The 14767-nt window shown below is 42.5% G+C and carries 16 protein-coding genes and 1 pseudogene; all 17 read right to left on the reverse strand.

Features of this window, described 5'->3' with window-relative positions; all coding sequences use genetic code 11:
* Nucleotides 1-105 precede the first annotated feature (105 nt).
* The 17 genes and pseudogenes from CLOL250_RS02725 to CLOL250_RS02805 all read right to left on the reverse strand — a co-directional run bounded on the left by CLOL250_RS02725 (nucleotide 106) and on the right by CLOL250_RS02805 (nucleotide 14765).
* On the reverse strand, nucleotides 106-831 hold the full coding sequence (locus CLOL250_RS02725) for a lysophospholipid acyltransferase family protein (RefSeq protein WP_008400504.1): 726 nt from the start codon (nucleotides 829-831) through the stop codon (nucleotides 106-108).
* 100 nt (nucleotides 832-931) lie between these two features.
* Nucleotides 932-1339, reverse strand: a complete 408-nt coding sequence (gene atpC / locus CLOL250_RS02730) for an ATP synthase F1 subunit epsilon (RefSeq protein ID WP_008400505.1) — start codon at nucleotides 1337-1339, stop codon at nucleotides 932-934.
* A gap of 20 nt (nucleotides 1340-1359) precedes the next feature.
* The gene (gene atpD, locus CLOL250_RS02735; protein WP_044944676.1) at nucleotides 1360-2748 is read right to left on the reverse strand and encodes a F0F1 ATP synthase subunit beta; all 1389 of its coding nucleotides are present in this window, start codon (nucleotides 2746-2748) and stop codon (nucleotides 1360-1362) included.
* A gap of 13 nt (nucleotides 2749-2761) precedes the next feature.
* Nucleotides 2762-3646 carry an ATP synthase F1 subunit gamma gene (gene atpG, locus CLOL250_RS02740; RefSeq protein ID WP_008400507.1) on the reverse strand — a complete coding sequence of 295 codons (885 nt, stop codon included), beginning with the start codon at nucleotides 3644-3646 and terminating at the stop codon, nucleotides 2762-2764.
* Entirely contained in the window at nucleotides 3647-5155 is a 1509-nt protein-coding gene (gene atpA, locus CLOL250_RS02745) for a F0F1 ATP synthase subunit alpha (RefSeq protein ID WP_008400508.1), read from the reverse strand.
* Nucleotides 5156-5161: 6 nt separating this feature from the next.
* Complete coding sequence (gene atpH / locus CLOL250_RS02750) at nucleotides 5162-5671, reverse strand: ATP synthase F1 subunit delta (RefSeq protein WP_008400509.1); 510 nt, start codon at nucleotides 5669-5671, stop codon at nucleotides 5162-5164.
* Nucleotides 5652-6155 (reverse strand): F0F1 ATP synthase subunit B, encoded by a 504-nt coding sequence (gene atpF, locus CLOL250_RS02755; protein ID WP_008400510.1) that lies wholly within the window; start codon nucleotides 6153-6155, stop codon nucleotides 5652-5654. The genes atpH and atpF overlap by 20 nt, the downstream gene beginning before the upstream one ends.
* 102 nt (nucleotides 6156-6257) lie before the next feature.
* A complete protein-coding gene (gene atpE / locus CLOL250_RS02760) occupies nucleotides 6258-6482 on the reverse strand; it encodes an ATP synthase F0 subunit C (RefSeq protein WP_008400511.1) in 225 nt (74 codons plus the stop codon).
* 36 nt (nucleotides 6483-6518) lie between these two features.
* Nucleotides 6519-7208, reverse strand: a pseudogene (locus CLOL250_RS02765) (F0F1 ATP synthase subunit A); the annotation flags it as partial.
* Nucleotides 7209-7252: 44 nt separating this feature from the next.
* On the reverse strand, nucleotides 7253-7726 hold the full coding sequence (locus CLOL250_RS02770; RefSeq protein WP_044944682.1) for an HAD domain-containing protein: 474 nt from the start codon (nucleotides 7724-7726) through the stop codon (nucleotides 7253-7255).
* A gap of 270 nt (nucleotides 7727-7996) precedes the next feature.
* Complete coding sequence (locus CLOL250_RS02775) at nucleotides 7997-8896, reverse strand: hypothetical protein (protein ID WP_008400514.1); 900 nt, start codon at nucleotides 8894-8896, stop codon at nucleotides 7997-7999.
* A 138-nt stretch (nucleotides 8897-9034) separates the two neighbouring features.
* Nucleotides 9035-9568: an N-acetylmuramoyl-L-alanine amidase family protein gene (locus CLOL250_RS02780; RefSeq protein WP_008400516.1), complete on the reverse strand. Its 534-nt coding sequence runs from the start codon at nucleotides 9566-9568 to the stop codon at nucleotides 9035-9037.
* A 60-nt stretch (nucleotides 9569-9628) separates the two neighbouring features.
* Nucleotides 9629-10231 carry a bifunctional phosphoserine phosphatase/homoserine phosphotransferase ThrH gene (thrH, locus tag CLOL250_RS02785; protein ID WP_008400517.1) on the reverse strand — a complete coding sequence of 201 codons (603 nt, stop codon included), beginning with the start codon at nucleotides 10229-10231 and terminating at the stop codon, nucleotides 9629-9631.
* Between the two features lie 19 nt (nucleotides 10232-10250).
* Nucleotides 10251-10454 carry a hypothetical protein gene (locus tag CLOL250_RS02790; protein WP_044944685.1) on the reverse strand — a complete coding sequence of 68 codons (204 nt, stop codon included), beginning with the start codon at nucleotides 10452-10454 and terminating at the stop codon, nucleotides 10251-10253.
* A gap of 488 nt (nucleotides 10455-10942) precedes the next feature.
* Nucleotides 10943-11155 (reverse strand): hypothetical protein, encoded by a 213-nt coding sequence (locus CLOL250_RS02795; RefSeq protein WP_008400521.1) that lies wholly within the window; start codon nucleotides 11153-11155, stop codon nucleotides 10943-10945.
* A complete protein-coding gene (locus CLOL250_RS02800; RefSeq protein ID WP_008400522.1) occupies nucleotides 11143-12726 on the reverse strand; it encodes a zinc ribbon domain-containing protein in 1584 nt (527 codons plus the stop codon). The genes CLOL250_RS02795 and CLOL250_RS02800 overlap by 13 nt, the downstream gene beginning before the upstream one ends.
* Before the next feature lie 164 nt (nucleotides 12727-12890).
* Nucleotides 12891-14765, reverse strand: a complete 1875-nt coding sequence (locus tag CLOL250_RS02805; RefSeq protein ID WP_008400523.1) for an aminopeptidase P family protein — start codon at nucleotides 14763-14765, stop codon at nucleotides 12891-12893.
* Between the last annotated feature and the right edge of the window lie 2 nt (nucleotides 14766-14767).

Here is a 14767-nt window from a genome sequence, read left to right on the forward strand (position 1 = left end):
ATATGCTCCAACCCCCAAATTCAGATACAACATTTCTGCTCTGTCTGGATTTCCACGAAAAAAAGAGATAACATAACTGCTATCTCTCTTTTCTTCGGCAATCTCCTACCAGTCATTCAGGCTCTCCATCTTGTCGAGCTGGTTCTGGATCAGTGAAACTACCATATCTCTTATCTCATAGGTCTTCATATCTGCAAATGTCTCATATGGGATCGGTGGCAGAAAATGAAGCTGTGTAATAACCTTTCGGAAAGATTTTCCTTCGAATGGTTTAAATGAATCATATAATACAACCGGCACGATCGGGCATTTTGCCTTCTGTGCGATCTTGAAGCTTCCCGGCAGGAAACCTCTCAGAGAATTATGGTTATGGTCATATCCGCCTTCCGGGAAAAGAATATATCGTCTTCCCGCTTTGACCTCTGTCGCAACGTCATTAATTACCTGAACCTGCTGCCTGAGATCGGTTTTATCCAGACGCTTTGCCTTTAACAGCTCACACAACTGCGTGACGATAAACAAATGTGATCGCTTCGCATCCATTACATATGTGCATGGCTTTTCATGTACGCTTATAACACCAAGTGCATCGTACTTGCCCTGATGATTTGCAAACATGATATATCCGCCTTCTGTCGGCAGATTCTCCATGCCGGATGCAACCGTCTCGATACGCCCTCTTTTCTTTACATGCTCGATCATAACCTGTGCCATTCTGTAGCATGTCTCCTCATCATATTTCTCACCATGTCTGGCATAATATGACATCTTCGGAACATAATACAAAATCAGAAAAAAACAGGAAATGATCACTATAAAAAATCTAACCATCTACCTAAATCCCCTGAATTTACAACTCTCTGTCCAAAAGTACTGCAATATCCAACAACTGTTTTTTTGATCCGGTGCGATCCGCACCGGATCCGGCCATTTATAAATCTCTACCCGTTACCTTTAATCGCATTAACGCTCTGGAAAGAGATGCTTCTGTCTGTTTGTACTCTTTCAGACTTTCCTTCTGCCTCAAACGCTCTTTCGCACGTTCAAGTGCCTGTTCAGCACGGACTCTGTCGATATCCTCCGGACGCTCTGCAGAATCCACCAGCATCGTTACACGGTTATTTACGATCTGGGCAAATCCTTCCCCGACAACACCAAGGATCTTCTTTCCATCCGGTGTATCAATTCGGATCTCCCCGATACTGGTTGCAATGATCATATTCTCATGGTGAGGAAGGACTGCCATCTCACCATCTTCCAAAGGCAATACAAACTTCGTAACCTTATCATCAAAAAATACTTTATTACTTGATATGACTCTCAGGTAAAATGTATTCATGTCTGTCTGCCTCCTTTATCCTACTGTCCCTTTGCGGCTTTTTCTTTGACTTCTTCGATTCCGCCTACGTTAAAGAATGCCCACTCAGGATATTCATCCATCTCACCGTCTAAGATAGCCTTAAAGCCCTTTACTGTTTCTTTAAGAGGTACATATTTTCCCGGAACACCTGTAAAGTTCTCTGCTACATGGAATGGCTGTGATAAGAACTTCTGCACCTTACGTGCTCTTGTAACCGTAATCTTATCTTCCTCTGATAATTCTTCCATACCAAGAATTGCGATGATATCCTGTAATTCTCTGTATTTCTGAAGAATCTCCTGAACGCCTCTGGCTACATTATAATGTTCTTCGCCGACAACGTCCACCTCCAGAATACGGGAATTGGATTCCAGAGGATCAACAGCAGGATAGATACCCTGTTCTACGATCTTTCTGGAAAGAACGGTTGTCGCATCCAGATGTGCAAATGTAGTTGCCGGAGCCGGATCTGTCAAGTCATCGGCAGGCACATAAACTGCCTGTACGGAAGTAACGGATCCTGATTTTGTAGAAGCGATTCGCTCCTGCAATTCACCAAGCTCATTTGCCAGAGTTGGCTGATAACCAACTGCGGATGGCATACGTCCAAGCAGGGAAGAAACCTCTGATCCCGCCTGTACAAAACGGAAGATATTATCTATAAATAATAACACATCCTGATGATTTACGTCACGGAAATATTCTGCCATCGTAAGTCCTGTTTCCGCAACACGCATTCTTGCTCCAGGTGGCTCGTTCATCTGTCCAAACACTAAGGCTGTCTTGGACAATACCCCTGACTCTTTCATCTCTGTCCAAAGGTCATTACCCTCTCTGGAACGCTCACCGACACCAGTGAAGATAGAATATCCGCCATGCTCTGTTGCTACATTCTGGATCAGCTCCTGGATCAGAACGGTCTTACCTACACCGGCACCACCGAACAGACCAATCTTACCACCTTTGGCATATGGGGCAAGAAGATCGATAACCTTGATACCTGTTTCGAGAATCTCAACAACAGGGCTCTGATCCTCAAATGACGGAGGATCTCTGTGGATGACCCAGTGCTCTGTATCTGCCAGATTCGGTCCACCGTCCAGAGTGTCACCGGTTACATTAAATAATCTGCCAAGGGTATCTGTACCAACCGGAACCTTGATTCCTGATCCTGTCGGAACAACCTCCATATCTCTGGATAAGCCCTCGCTTGCTGCCAGCATGATGCATCTGACGGTATTATTTCCGATGTGCTGTGCAGCTTCCATTATGCATTTCTTTCCATGATTATCAACTTCCAGAGCATCCTTGATGTTTGGTAAATCATTATCCGGAAATTCTACGTCTACAACAGGTCCCATGACCTGTACTATTTTACCGTTTTTCAAAACATCAGACCTCCTATTTCTTATTCTGCAGAGCCTTCGCACCACCAACTACCTCGGTAATCTCCTGCGTGATCGCAGCCTGTCTGGCTCTGTTGTATTTAATACTGAGATCAGCTAACATATCTTTCGCACTTCTGGTTGCAGAATCCATTGCCATCATTCGGGAATTCTGTTCACTACAGAAGGATTCAACCAGTGCTCCATATATGAAACCTGTAATATAATTCGGAACAATTCGATCCATGACCGCTCTCGGAGAAGGTTCAATGATGATCTCCTCATGATAGACATCCGCCTGTGAGATCTTGAAATCTATCTTTCTGAACGGAAGAAGCTGGATCATCTCCGGCTCTGCCGTTACACTATTTATCATCTTCGTATAAATGATATAGACTTCATCGATCTTACCGCTTTCATAGTTTTCCAGCATCTTATCCGCAATAACCCTTGCTCTGTGAAGACTTGGGTTCTGTGCTGTATACTGGAAATGAATATCAACCGGCACATTCTTCCTTGCAAAATAATGTCTTCCCACCTGTCCGACAACATATAATTCGCTGTCCGGGTGATTTGCCAGTTCTTCTTCTGCGATCTTAATGATATTATGGTTATATGCACCTGCCATGCCCTTATCGGCTGTAACCACAATATAACCTCTTTTCGGATTTTCCTTCTTTTCATCGTCTTCATTTTCGAAATAAAGATGATCCATATCAGGAAGATGTCGTAACAGTCGTGCCAGAGAAACCTGTAAAGTATAGAAATACGGTTCCGTATTCTCCAGATCCTTCTTCGCTTTTTTCAGTTTGGAAGAAGAGATCATGTACATGGCATTTGTGATCTTCATTGTATCCTTAATGCTTTTTATTCTGTTTTGGATTTCTTTGGTACTTGCCAATTACTCCACCCTCTTCATAAACTCTTTTCCTGCTTCAAGAATATGTTCTTTCAGATCATCTGTAAGAACCTTTCCTTCTTCAATCTCTTTGATAACATCCGGTTCTGCATCCTTGAAATATGCAAGCATATCCATCTGTGTCTGCTTTACTTTCTTGATATCTACATTTAAGAACAGCTTATTTGTTGCTGCAACCAGTGTAATAACCTGCTCTGCCATACTAAGCGGATGACATAACGGCTGTTTTAACAACTCCATCAGTCCCTTACCATAAGTAAGCTGCTCCTTTGTATTCTCATCCAGATCGGAACTGAACTGGGTAAATACTTCCATCTCACGGAACTGTGCAAGATCGATACGAACGGTACCGGTTGCTTTCTTCATAGCCTTGGTCTGCGCTGCACCACCGACACGGGATACAGACAATCCTACATTTACCGCAGGACGCATACCGGAGAAAAACAGATCACTCTCAAGGAAGATCTGACCATCCGTGATGGAGATAACATTTGTAGGGATGTATGCAGATACATCACCTGCCTGTGTCTCTATAATAGGAAGGGCTGTGATCGAACCACCGCCTAATGAATCCTTTAACTTACTGGAACGCTCAAGCAGTCTGGAATGCAGATAGAATACATCACCGGGATATGCCTCACGTCCAGGGGAACGTCCAAGTAACAGGGACAGTGTTCTGTATGCTACTGCATGCTTTGACAGATCATCGTATACGATGAGCACGTCTTTTCCCTTATGCATAAAATATTCTGCCATCGATGTTCCTGCATATGGTGCTATATACTGAAGCGGTGCAGGATCACTGGCTGTTGATGCTACAATGATCGTATAGTCCATTGCATCGTTTTTCTCAAGTGTGGAAACAATCTTTGCAACGGTGGATGCCTTCTGACCGATCGCTACATAGATGCAGACAACATCCTTTCCACGCTGGTTGATGATCGTATCAAGTGCGATCGAAGTCTTACCGGTCTGACGATCACCGATGATCAGCTCACGCTGTCCTTTACCGATCGGGAACATGGAATCGATTGACAGGATACCGGTCTGAAGTGGTTCATTGACCGACTGTCTGTCTGCGATACTTGGTGCTTCCTGCTCAACCGGCATGTAATCTGCCTCTTTGATCGCTCCCTTACCATCAATTGGTGCACCCAATGCATTGATGATTCTTCCAAGGAATTCTTCACCTACCGGTACGCCGGCTCTCTTACCTGTTCTGGTAACCTTTGTACCTTCTTTTATTCCGGTATCTTTTCCGAACAGGATACATCCGATCTCGGTTCTTCTGATATCCTGTACCATACCCTTGATACCATTTTCAAATACTACAATCTCACCATACATGGCATTATCAATACCATATATCGTTACTATTCCATCTCCTACCCAGATGACAGTTCCTACTTCTTTGTCCCGGGTGTCGAAGTCAAAATTCTCTATCTCACTTTTCAGTATGGAGATAATATCTCCTGAACTTATTGAACTCAAATCTTATCACCTCGTAACCAATCTTTGTGTAAGCCGCTTACATCTGCCTGCCAGACTCCAGTCATATTCCTTATTTCCGACCTTAATAATAAAGCCTCCAATCAGACTGTCGTTCTTCTCCAATGTCAGTTCCACATCTGAGGTCTTATATTTCTTTTTCAGAAAATCTTCAATCCCCTTCTTCTGTGCCTCCGTTGGAGGTGTCACATAATAAAGGGTTGCAAGAAGGACATCCGCCTTCTTCTTTATAAGAACTCTGTATTCTCTGCATATCTCAAAGAACTGATCAAAATCAGAATTGTTGCAAAGTACCTTTAAGAATTTTACCGTAGTCTTTGAACCGTCGAATATCTTATCGATGATTTCTGATTTCTTTTCTCTGCTGACAACCGGACACGTAAGTGCCTCCTGTAATTCAGGATTCTCCCTGACAACTGCTTCCATGTCTGAAAGCTCAGCCGCATCAATATTCAGCTCGCACAAAACTTCAGCATAATTAATTGCTTTCTGTGTCATGGGCCTCACCTGCTTTTTCTATAAACTCATCATATAGTGACTGATTTTTCGCGTCATTTGAGTCTTCACCCAGAATCTTAGCCGCTGCCGACATTGCAAGCTCTGCAACCTGAGATTCCATATCGCTCAAAGCCTTTTCACGCTGTACTTCTATAGTTTTTTCCGCATCCTTGATCATACGGTTTGATTTCTCGCCTGCATCTGCCACAATCCTGTTATATTCATTCTGTGCAGCCTGTCTGGATTTATCCCGCATGGTATCACATTCATCCTGAACACCTGCGAGAGTATCTTCATATTGCTGCTTCAGTTTCATGGCATCATCCTTCGTCTGATTGGCATTCGCGATCGAGGATTTGATCATCTCTTCACGTTCTGCCATGATCTTATTGATCGGACCGATCAGGAATTTCTTTAACAGAAGAAACAAAACTATAATATTAATTATGGTTATGGCTATGGACGAGACACTTAAATTTATCATTTAATGACCTCCTGCCTTTCTGTCTGTTTTCGTTATCCGACAATTACGATTCCTTAATATCTATTATGATATAGTGTCGCAATCATCATATTCTTATAAATATTATTTCAGAAGAAGAATGATCAAAAGACCAATTACCAGACCGTAAACGGCTGTTGCCTCTGCAAGTGCTCCACCGATGATCAGAAGCTTTGTGATCTTACTGTCTGCTTCCGGCTGTCTTGCTACTGCTTCTACTGCCTTTGATGTTGCGATTCCAAGTCCGATACCTGCTCCAATACCTGTTAATACTGCTATAGCAGCTCCAATTGCGATTACTGTATTCATAATTATTATCTCCTTTTCATTTTCCTTATTTTAATCTTAGTCTTCTCCCAATCCTTCCTGCATGTAGAGTGCAGTTAAGAATGTGAATACAAATGCCTGAAGTAAGCCATCAAAGATATCAAAATAAAGGCTTAACGGAATAGGCACAATGACAGGCGCTACCGCCTCAATTAATTTCATTACAACAAATGCACCTAAAACATTGCCGAACAATCGCATACATAACGACAATGGTTTTATTACAATCTCCATTACATTTATAGGTGCTACTATTGCTACCGGCTCTGCAAAGCTCTTAAGCCAGCCTTTCGGTCCCCTGCTTCTGATACAGACAACCTGAACCATGACTATACTCATGATCGCCAGTGCTGCTGTTACGTTCAGATCCTTGGTTGGTGGTTTAAATCCAAATATACCTGCGATATTTGCCATTCCGATATACAAAATGACAGTGATCAGATACGGTATATATGCCTTACCTTTTTCTCCCATAACGTCACTAAACAGATTATTAAATGTCGTAATGATCGACTCCAGAGCAAGCTGTTTCTTTCCCGGATTCTCAACTTTCAGATTCCGGACAAGTATAACGGACAACAGAACAAGTACCGCCATAATGATCCATGTTACCACGATTGATTCCGAGATCGGGATTCCACCAAAAATTGGAATGGTAAAGAGAGTCTCGCAATTCAGCTCCTCTGTTAACTTTTCTGCAAGGTCACCCGTAGGTCTTCACTTCCTCTCATGTAATTTTTTCAAAGGGCATACTAACTGTTAAGGATATTTATTACTTCTCTTGCATCACTCTCGGAAAATCCTTTTACCGTATTCTCCGTATTGATCCAGTAATCAGCAAGTCCAACTCTGTCCCAGTCTGAATCCATGTCATCTAAGATCACCAGCCTGTCCACATCGTGTTGGTCTACATAGTCCTTAACCTCAAAGCACCGTCCATAATCCTCATACTTGCCGGATATATGTTCCTGCGGCGGAGTTACATCGGATATAACGAGACCTTCCTCCTTAAGCTTCAGGATCAGCTCCTGTGCTCTCTCGTCACATACCGGATCTTTCATAACCTCTTTCCGCCAGTTAAAGATCGCTACCAGCTTCGCATCTGTTGCCTTTACAACATCTGCAAGGTTTTTTACATTTTTTCTGTCAACGGTTTCACCCGGATTGTTACAGATGAATTTGTTTGAATTTAACACACCGTCAATGTCGAAAAAAATGGCTTTCATTTGAATTTCCTCCTGCATTCTTCCATGTGCTTCCAGTTGTCCTTTAAACAACAACGTATTATAGCACACCATTTTTTATTTTTCACCTTTTATTAATTTATTAATAAAAAATATATTTCTAAACTTTTTATAAAAAAATCATAACTGATTCTACTCTGTAAAGTAAAATAGCCCCATCCTTTTCAGGCTTTCTTCTGTTTTTTACGTTGTCTATAAAACAGAAGAAAACTCTTACCGGAGAATGGGGCTTTATTTCTGAATATCTATGTTCTATTCAGCCCCACCTGTAATGATCCATGGTGCCGGCTGAGCAACAAATACATTTTCTTTATTTGTTTTGGATACGTTGATCTGTAACGCTTCCATATTCTGAATACCGAATTTGTCAAAAATCAGCTTGGTCTCTGCAAGGATACCAAGATCTAATGTGTAGATAACAAACTGCATCTGCGGATTGATCGCAAGCAGGCGTTCAATATCAGATTCCAGATAATGATTCGCAACGATAAATGCAAGTCTTGGTACCGGAATCTTACTTAAGGATTCTTCGCTCATATCCGGAATGATCTGCACGTTATGAACTCCAAACTTCTCAACATTTTCCTCCATAGATCTTCTGGAACCGCTGTCCGGCTCTACTGCAATGATCTGACCTTCGCTCGCTGTGATCGCAGCTTCGATAACGATACTCTCTGCCATCAGAGCAAGAATCGTGTCATGAGTATCTACACCGAGAATACTCATGATAACCGCGCGGATCTCATTGCATACATAATGAACCGATCCCTTTGTAAACAGATCATTCTTCATACCGTACCGTACGGATTCTCTGGTCTTCTCGTTTACGATAAATATAACCGTCGGTTCGGATATCTTCTTATTAATAACATTCTTGAGCTTTGCATTTGTAAGTTCACTTCCCGGCTCTGTTCCTTCGCCAATCCAGATATCATATTCGCCAAATCCCGCTTCCCATAATGTATAGAAGAGATCTTCATGACTGGCATCAGTATAGATCAGAACCCGCTTATGTGTATCAATCGTTGGCACGACATTTTTCTGTCTGCCGCAGATATTAAGCATCTTTATCTTCTCCGGGCTGACATCCATCTTATTTGCAAAGAAGCCAAGCCAGTTCAACATGCCTGAATTACTGAACGTATTTTTCATTGTTTTCTACCCCACTTTTCTATCGTATTTTCCAATCAGATAACCTTCTCCAATCGGATTGTCGTTTTCTAAAACAGTCTTTATAATTATACAATTTTTCTCGTTAACTGTAAATTCTTTTGTGCGTTTTTCACACATCTATCCACGAAGTGTTTCATCAATTCCGAGTGCGATCGCATTCACGATATCTTCAAACCGGTAATCAAACAGATAATTATCCTTATCACTGTCAATAAATCCAGTCTCGATCAGAATTGCCGGCATCGTTGTCCGGCGCAGAACAGCCAGATTCTTCCGTTCCTCAACTCCCAGATTCTCAAATCCGATCTTTGCAAGCTCTGCATCCACATTTTCTGCCATTTCATATGCAATCCCTGATGTATTATAAACCAAGGTTTCCACCCCGCTATATTTGTTCGGATACGGTGCAGCATTCCGGTGCAGGGAGATAAAATAATCCGAACCGCTCTCATTTCCGATCTGTGCTTTTCTTGTCGGTGAATCATAGACATCTGTCGTTCTCGTAAATTCCACGTCATAACCAAGCTCCGACAACGCATCACCGAGTGCCAAAGCCAGATTCAGGTTGTCATTCTTCTCCGTTCTTCCATTATAAGATGCCCCATTGTCAAATCCACCATGTCCGGCATCGATCATTATTTTTATAGCCATAAAAAACCTGCATACTCTGTTTGCTACAGTATATGCAGGTTTCTTGTTATATGTACTTAATTAAGCCAATACTTTCTTGATGGCTGCGAGCAGTTCATCATATGTCTCATAAGCCGGAAGATCAGGATTATCTGCTTTGATCTGATCGGTACTCTTAAAGAGGAATCCGGCCTTGCTTGCACGGATCATTCCAAGATCGTTGTGGCTGTCACCACTTGCGATCGTATCATAACCGATAGACTGAAGTGCCTTTACGGTTGTGTATTTGGATTTCTCACAACGCATCTTAAAGCCTGTGATCTCTCCATTTTCTGCTACCTCTAATGAGTTGCAGAAGATTGTCGGCCAGCCAAGCTTCTTCATAAGTGGGCTTGCAAACTGTGTAAATGTGTCACTGATAATGATAACCTGTGTCATGGAACGAAGCTCATCTAAGAATTCCTTTGCACCTGGGATCGGATCGATCTTTGCGATCGTTTCCTGAATCTCTTTTAAGCCAAGTCCATGTTCTTTTAATATACCAAGACGCCAGTTCATTAATTTGTCGTAATCCGGCTCATCTCTTGTTGTTCTCTTTAACTCCGGGATTCCGCTTGCCTCTGCAAATGCGATCCAAATCTCCGGTACTAATACGCCTTCCAAATCCAAACATACAATGTCCATTTCGGGTTCCTCCTGTTATCTACATTCTCGCTTCATTATAATATACCGCCTGCCATTCTGCAATACCTTTGCCAGCAGAAGGACTGACAGGGTTATATTGCAACATGACCATCCATATAAAAAGATTCGCTTCGTTTCCTACTCGATACATATGCCTGATACGCTCATGCTCCTGTGCAAACTCGTCCTTCGGACTCAGACATGCACCCGCATTCGCTGGCAATATGTATCTCATCACGGAAACTACACTTAATATCTTTTCTATATGGGTAGTCATATTGCAATTATTACCCTGTCAGTCCTTCTTGCTGTATTTTTTATATATTCGAATGGCATATATTAGTTTCTACAACCAGCCGCACCCATATACAGGAATTGCCTATATTCCACGTTTTATTCTTCTACCAATATACGCAGAAAATCCTGCATATTTGTAAGATACAAAATTTCTCGGATATCAGCTGCAATGCTGCACTGGCTTCCTTGTTTGATAAGATATCCGGCTTTTTTCTGTTATGAGATACATATTGCCGGCGAATGCGGGTGCATGTCTGAGCTCGAAGAGCGAGTTTGCACAGGAGCATGAGCAGATCAGGTATATGTATCGAATAAGAAAAAAGCGTATCTTTCAAACAAAGAAGCCAGTGCGGCATTGTAGCTGATATTCAAGATATTCCCCCCACAAATATGCAGGATTTTCCCTCTTATTAATCAGAAGAATAAAATCTTGTGGCCCTGGTCGATCTGATAGTAGGAGATTTTGTGCTGTTGGGCAAATTCCTTCTCTGTCTCCGTCTCACCATGAAGATTGGAGCGAAGCATCCATGATAACAGTATGCCTGCTGCAACCAGACCGCCACAGACGAGCCCTTGTATAACAGAAAATAGTTTCCATACGGACAAAAAAATATTTATCGTATCCATGTCTTATCCTGCCTTTCTTTTACATATTCCTTCGTTGTATCGGAGGTCAGTCGTTCTTTATCATGCTTATACTTTCTATATTTACGGAGATTTTTGGTAAAAAAACCTGCTGCCAGCACAAAAGGCAACACAACAAAATGTCCGCCAAATTCAGAAAAGAACCCATAACCACTTATAATTCCCTGATTCACTTCGGTAAATAAAATCACCCCAATTGTACAGCATATCACTCCAAGTATCACAGCATCCGAGATAAAGCTCCGCTTATTGACCGGAATATTTCCAACTACCTTTCCGGTCTGCCCATTTACCAGAATCGTATAAAGCTCATGTTTATACCAGAAGGTCATGAACCATGCAGGAAGGAGTGCATACTCAATTTTATCCACGCTGTACTGTTCAATGCTCCTCTCTATGTAAGTCGTTCCTGTATCTTCTATCATCGCTTTGTCCATCGCAGCACTGATTCTCTGATGAATCTCCGGTGCCGCTTCTCTGGATGGTACATCATATCGATCTGCATAGAATCCCGACAGGTAAGATGGATCAAATGGTTTCATTTCCGTCATATAATATGGTTCCAGTCGACCGGATAGCCGATCATCTAATTTTCTGGATGCATCAAATGTAACCCGGTCAAAATTACCATATGCATCTGCATACATATCGGTTCTTTGATTTATCCCCGCAGAAAAGCTTCTCTTCTCTGATTCATATTTCTGATTCTGAAATGATCCCGGATACATACCTACCTTCTTCGTTGTCTGCAGCATCGAATAAAAGGATTGATCTCTGTCTGCTCCGGCATTAAAGATATTTGTCGGCTCTTTCTTCTCTTCATCACTTGATACTAAATGCAGATTGGCCTTTTTTCTCATATATGCTGTATACAGCCAATATGGAATATAGATTCCACGGATCTTGTCAATCTTCGGATGCTTGATCTCTCTTGGCACATATCTGCCTGTACCAAATCTCTCTTTGATCGCATCCACTGCCTGCTGTTCCGTTATGGAAAATGGAATGATATAATCCGGCCATACTTCCTTCGATTCACGGTCAAATATAACCGTCGGCTGTCCACAGAACGAACAAAAAGTTGCCCGCTCATTTCCATGGATCATAATCTGTGCTCCGCAGGAAGTACAGCGGAATATCTGAACCGACATCAGTCGTTCTCCCTGCATCTCTCCCCGGTCACCTGTATAAGCAGTGTCTTGTGCCTGCTGCTCTGATTTTTCTGATATATCTTCTGCTTCCGTCCGTTTTGATGCAGCCGATATATCTTCCGGTCTGTTATTCCGCATCTCAAATGCCAACAGATCTGCATCCCAGTCAGGATTGATCTGGATTTCCTTCTCTCCATGCCACTTCTGATCTTTATCAAGACCAAACCACAGATCATCAAATGATCGTTTTCCGTCTTCTTTTTCCTCTGTATCCGAATCAGCATCTTTTAACGTCATCCGAAATCTACGTTCACTTGTTTGACCACATTGTGTACATTTCATTTTTCCGAGATCCGGATCATATACCAGCACACCCCCGCATGCCTCACACTTATAGATCATATGTTTCTCCCCTTGAAATTCATCAAATTTTATTATGATATTTTAAGATGTTTCTATTATCCTTTCATGCACGCTTTCACCATTTCCCAGCAAGAAATCTAGTTTCCATATAATCCGCGTCATGTTAAAAGTTTCCATAAATACTCGATTCATCTTTAATTTAATTAATATTTTTTCGATACAGGACTCGTTGCCTGCTCCAACCATATACGTTCTTCCTCCGTCAGATGTGGAGCAATCTTCTCATACACATTCTTGTGATATTCATTCAATCGTTGGAGCTCACGATCTGTCATCAGTTCCGGTATCAAAGCTTCGGTGTCAAACGGAACCCAGGTCAGCGTTTCAAATTCCAGAAATGTTCCATTTGCTTCCGCTTCTTTCAAGAATACCTCCGGAAGCTTGCCTGTCGGTTTCCCTACTTTCTTACAAAGAACCAGATTCTCATGACGGATACCAAACCTTCCTTCTATATATAAGCCCGGTTCATCTGATGTGATCATACCTTCTTCGAATACTGCTGTCGGTCTGCGTTCTTCCATGATTCGGAAGTGTATCCTGTTTGGTCCTTCGTGTACATTTAACAGATATCCGACTCCATGACCGGTGCCGTGATTGAAATCCAGGCCATACCGCCACAGTGGTTCACGCGCCAGATAATCGAGATTCTCACCACGCGTTCCATGCTTAAATCTTGCTGCTGCCAGATTCAGATGTCCGATCAGCACCAGTGTATATGCCCATTTCTCTTCCTCTGTCAGAGTTCCGAGCGTGATCGTTCTGGTGATATCAGTCGTTCCCTCCATGTAATGACCGCCACTGTCTACTAATAAGAAGCTCTCCGGTTTTAATTCGACATTTGTCTCCTCTGTCGGTTCATAATGTACGATCGCGCCATGTGGACCATATGCAGATATCGTTTCAAAGCTCGGCTCGATATACCCCTTTTGCTCTTTTCGAAAAGACTCTAGCTTCTCTGCTGCCGAAAGCTCCGTGATTGTCTCTGTTCCGATATGATGCTTGAGCCAGTAGATAAATTTCGTTACAGCAACTCCATCCTTAATATGCGCATTCCGTTCATTTTCACACTCTACTGAATTCTTCTGTGCTTTCATCAACTGAACAGCAGACGGTTCATCGAACACTGATATACCATCCGGTATACAACTTCTTAATCTATAATTGGTCTGGCAGCCATCCAGCAATACCGTCATCTGCTCTTCCTGTTTATGCGTATGAATAATCTCCGGCAACCGCTTCAGATCCGTATAGATTTCATTATACGGATAAATCGTAATTCCATCAACGACAAGTTTGCGGATGATTTCATTGTTTAAAATCGCATCATTGATATATAAACGGCAGGCTTCATCTGCGATCAGCATATATGACAGGAATACCGGATTACAGTCTATATCATTGCCCCGCAGATTCAGAAGCCACGCGATCTCGTCCAGCGCAGAGATCACCCGGACATCCGCGCCTGCGGATCTTATTGACGCTCTGACACGCGCAAGCTTATCCGCACGGGTTTCACCTGTGTATGAAAACGGTAATTCAAATACCGGCTCATGTGACAGCTCCGGTCTGTCCGCCCAGAGTTCATCGACCAGATCCAGGTCACCATTTAAAGTAACCTTTTTATCGCCCAGTTTGCCAAGCATCCTGTCAGCAAAATCCAGACTGACGGTTCTTCCGTCAAATCCTACAACCTTTTCCGGTTCCAGATGGTCGTACAAATATTCCTCGATCGTTGGAACGCCCGGCTGTCCACTCTTCATCAGTTCGATCGTACTGCCTGCAAGCTGTGCTTCCGCCTGAATGAAATACCGTCCATCTGTAAACAATGCCGCCGTATCAGGGAGCACAACCAGTATTCCGGCAGATCCTGTAAACCCGGACATATATTCTCTTTCCCTGAAATATGCTCCAACATATTCGGACGCATGAAAGTCATCCGTTGTGATCACATAAGCATCTACGCCTGTTTCATTCATTTTCTCACGCAGCCCTGCAAGCTTCTCTGTTGTCGTCATCATAT

Source organism: Clostridium sp. L2-50 (genome assembly GCF_000154245.1).
Taxonomy (GTDB): Bacteria; Bacillota; Clostridia; order Lachnospirales; family Lachnospiraceae; genus Coprococcus.

Excerpts from the sequence above, each read along its gene's own strand:
- CLOL250_RS02725 (WP_008400504.1), bottom strand. The coding sequence starts at position 831 with ATGGTTAGATTTTTTATAGTGATCATTTCCTGTTTTTTTCTGATTTTG.
- atpC (WP_008400505.1), bottom strand. The coding sequence starts at position 1,339 with ATGAATACATTTTACCTGAGAGTCATATCAAGTAATAAAGTATTTTTT.
- atpH (WP_008400509.1), bottom strand. The coding sequence starts at position 5,671 with ATGACACAGAAAGCAATTAATTATGCTGAAGTTTTGTGCGAGCTGAAT.
- atpF (WP_008400510.1), bottom strand. The coding sequence starts at position 6,155 with ATGATAAATTTAAGTGTCTCGTCCATAGCCATAACCATAATTAATATT.
- atpE (WP_008400511.1), bottom strand. The coding sequence starts at position 6,482 with ATGAATACAGTAATCGCAATTGGAGCTGCTATAGCAGTATTAACAGGT.
- CLOL250_RS02770 (WP_044944682.1), bottom strand. The coding sequence starts at position 7,726 with ATGAAAGCCATTTTTTTCGACATTGACGGTGTGTTAAATTCAAACAAA.
- CLOL250_RS02775 (WP_008400514.1), bottom strand. The coding sequence starts at position 8,896 with ATGAAAAATACGTTCAGTAATTCAGGCATGTTGAACTGGCTTGGCTTC.
- CLOL250_RS02780 (WP_008400516.1), bottom strand. The coding sequence starts at position 9,568 with ATGGCTATAAAAATAATGATCGATGCCGGACATGGTGGATTTGACAAT.
- thrH (WP_008400517.1), bottom strand. The coding sequence starts at position 10,231 with ATGGACATTGTATGTTTGGATTTGGAAGGCGTATTAGTACCGGAGATT.
- CLOL250_RS02795 (WP_008400521.1), bottom strand. The coding sequence starts at position 11,155 with ATGGATACGATAAATATTTTTTTGTCCGTATGGAAACTATTTTCTGTT.
- CLOL250_RS02800 (WP_008400522.1), bottom strand. The coding sequence starts at position 12,726 with ATGATCTATAAGTGTGAGGCATGCGGGGGTGTGCTGGTATATGATCCG.
- CLOL250_RS02805 (WP_008400523.1), bottom strand. The coding sequence starts at position 14,765 with ATGATGACGACAACAGAGAAGCTTGCAGGGCTGCGTGAGAAAATGAAT.